The organism is Ciceribacter sp. T2.26MG-112.2, assembly GCF_900492205.1.
GTDB classification, from domain to species: Bacteria; Pseudomonadota; Alphaproteobacteria; order Rhizobiales; family Rhizobiaceae; genus Allorhizobium; species Allorhizobium naphthalenivorans_A.
On the sequence record NZ_UEYQ01000060.1, the window covers coordinates 1 to 2,216 of the forward strand.

At 61.0% G+C, this 2,216-nt stretch carries 2 protein-coding genes; one reads left to right on the forward strand and one right to left on the reverse strand.

The genetic code is table 11. From position 1 onward, the window contains the following. The coding region (locus DYZ14_RS23965; RefSeq protein WP_232365674.1) for a hypothetical protein at window positions 1-471 on the forward strand (471 nt) is incomplete at its 5' end. A 5-nt stretch (window positions 472-476) separates the two neighbouring features. On the opposite strand, the gene DYZ14_RS23970 is transcribed toward DYZ14_RS23965, so the two are convergent. Continuing rightward, on the reverse strand, window positions 477-2,150 hold the full coding sequence (locus DYZ14_RS23970; RefSeq protein ID WP_154722935.1) for an IS66 family transposase: 1,674 nt from the start codon (window positions 2,148-2,150) through the stop codon (window positions 477-479). Window positions 2,151-2,216 lie beyond the last annotated feature (66 nt).

The window sequence follows — 2,216 nt, forward strand, 5'->3', positions numbered from 1 at the left end:
GTAAGCGGGGCTGATTGGGTGGCAGTGCCCGAAAACAGGACCATCCGTCGGCATCTGGTTGTCTGCCAAATTGGCGTTTGGCATGGTGGTATTGACGGTCAACAGGGGAGTGGGGCGGAGCAAATGCGGCAGATCGATATCGACAGCCTGGACGAGGCAACCCTCATCGAACTCAAAGAGCGCATCGTCGAGCGTCTGCAGTATTTGCATCACCAGCGAACCACCGCGGCCCTTCAAGAAATCAGGGTCGGAAGCGGCGTGGAGTTTGAAGGCCCCGGCGGTGTTCTGGTTCGTGGTGTCGTCATCCGCCGCAACAAGAAGACGGTGACGGTGCATGCCGATGATAACCGTCAATGGAATGTATCGCCGACCCTGCTGAAACCCACCGGCGTCCACGTGCTCGATACCGCGGGTCAGATCCAATCCGACGACGGCAAGGTCGTGTCCTTCCCAAAGCCAGAACGTCGGTGATGGGCTCAGGACCTGGCAACGATCATGGTGGCCAGTGGAGGAATGGCTGGGTGCGATGTGCCGATCCCCAGCCGATCGCCGAGGTAGTGCCAGAACGACAGGCCGAGCTTCTGGCAGGTCTTCGAAAGGCCCAGCATGCTGTCGCGCGCCTGACGGCCGTTGCGACTGACGGTGCCCCCGGAAATCTTCCGCTTGATGACAAAGCCACGCAGATCGCGTTCCGACGCATTGGTGTGGAGCGGGATCTCCGGCCGCTCCAGAACCATGAGAAGCTCCGGCTTGCGGCACCTGAGGCGAAACAGCAGTTTGTCGAGATCGCCATAGCCGGTGCGGATCGAGAAAATCCGGTCGAAGCGAGCCTGCAGGCCCTTGGCCATAGCTGGGTCAGGCCTTCGTCGATAGGCTTTGAGAGCCTTGTAAAAGTGCCAGATGAGCTCGCGCAGGGTCTCGACGTGCTTCACCTGGCCGGGCGTGGCCGGCATCAGTTTCTGCAGCAGCCGTTCGGCATGGACCCAACACAGCGCGTGTGTACCAACCCGAAACTGCCCGGCATCGTCGGAGACGATCACCGCGTTTCCAACCAAGCCATGATGGCGGATGGCGCCCCATATGCCGGCCTCAGCGAACGGCCGAAGCGTCTCCGTGTCGAAGATGTCGATGCCATGTTCGGCGAGATGCTGGAGGAAGGGCACCCGGTTGGCAAACCTCAGCGGTTCATGGGTGTTCAACCGGTCAGCAAGGGCAGGGTCGACCTGCCGCTCTTCCAGCAGTGCGAAAGCGGCGTCGTTGAGAACATAGTCCTGATAGTTGCCGCGCAGCAGGGCGAGGAAGTTCAGACGCGACTTCGAAGACGCCGTTCGAAAGGCGGTGAAATGCTCGCCGCCAATATGCGTTGTATGGAAATTGCGGTTGGCGTGACGGGCACCAGTATCGTCGACCGTCACGTAAGGCGCAGACACGAGGCCGGCGTGGAGGACGGCTGCATCCTCGGCGTGGAAACCATCCAGCCTCTCTGTCAGGAACCGCACCACCTGGCGCTTAGAGATCTCGACACCGACGTCGTTGAGCAACGTCGTCATTCGCTGCGTCGTGACCTGCCCATGCGCATGCAGCATCAGACAAAACCGCTGCAGGTTGGGCCCAAAGCCACCTCGTATCCCCGCAGGCAGCTGTGCTGTGATGGTGTCTCCGTCCGGCGTCACCCAGCACTCCCGCCGGTAACGAACCACCTCGACCTGCAGAACCAGATCCCGAACGAAGCAGTCCTTGTAGCCCTTGAAGCGCGATCCGGGCGGTACACTGACAGGCAGCACCTCTTCACGCGTCACCCGCTTTGTGTCGTTCTTCGGCCCTCGCGGCCGGGGCGCCGGATCCTTGGCCGAGAGCGGCTTGTCACCCGTTGCTTTCTCCATACCCGACGGTCTGAAGGGTGGACGGGGCGGCAGATTTTTAAGCCGCGCAATCTCGTCGCGCAAAAGCTGGTTGTCGATTTTCAGCCGGGTGTTCTCGAGCCTGAGCTGATCGTTCTCATCGCGAAGCCTTTGGTTTTCAGCTTCGAGCTTCTCAATTCGGGCGTCTGCCCGATCAGCCCTCTCCACCAGGCCGGTCACGAGCTCGCGCAGCGCCTTCAGCGACAGCGTGTCGGCATGCTCGACCATAGGCAGGCGGCGCTTCGTCATCACGGGAGTGAATCATGAATTACCGGAAACAGGAATCCCTGGTGCCACCGGATTTGCTCCAGGTAC

What these genes read in the sequence shown, in the direction of transcription:
- DYZ14_RS23970 (WP_154722935.1), bottom strand. Translation starts at nt 2,150, where the DNA reads ATGACGAAGCGCCGCCTGCCTATGGTCGAGCATGCCGACACGCTGTCG.